This is a genomic window from Pseudomonas sp. GW821-FHT09E12, assembly GCF_059416085.1.
In genome coordinates this window covers 1-594 of sequence record NZ_JBWKOM010000021.1, presented here as the reverse complement: position 1 = coordinate 594, position 594 = coordinate 1, and the positions used below count along the sequence as shown (strand labels likewise).

Below are 594 nucleotides of genomic sequence, written 5' to 3'. Positions count from 1 at the left end.
ACGACGCCAGCGCCGACGGTACGACCGCCTTCACGGATAGCGAAACGCAGACCATCTTCCATCGCGATGGTTTTGATCAGAGTGACAGTCATCTGGATGTTGTCACCCGGCATTACCATTTCAACGCCTTCTGGCAGCTCGCAGTTACCAGTCACGTCAGTAGTACGGAAGTAGAACTGTGGACGGTAGCCTTTGAAGAACGGAGTATGACGGCCGCCTTCTTCCTTGCTCAGAACGTACACTTCAGCAGTGAACTTGGTGTGCGGCTTAACGGTACCTGGCTTAACCAGAACCTGACCACGCTCAACGTCGTCACGCTTGGTGCCACGCAGCAGAACGCCGCAGTTCTCACCAGCACGACCTTCGTCCAGCAGCTTGCGGAACATCTCAACACCGGTGCAGGTGGTTTTTTGAGTGTCGCGCAGACCAACGATCTCAACTTCTTCCTGGATGCGAACGATACCACGCTCAACACGACCAGTTACCACGGTACCGCGGCCGGAGATCGAGAACACGTCTTCGATTGGCATCAGGAACGGCTTGTCGATAGCACGCTCTGGCTCTGGGATGTAGGTATCCAGAGTTTCTACCAGC

General features: G+C 55.2%; 1 protein-coding gene. It reads right to left on the bottom strand.

Features of this window, described 5'->3' with window-relative positions:
* The coding region (locus AC07PQ_RS30710) for an EF-Tu C-terminal domain-related protein (protein ID WP_493186778.1) at positions 1-594 on the bottom strand (594 nt) is incomplete at both ends.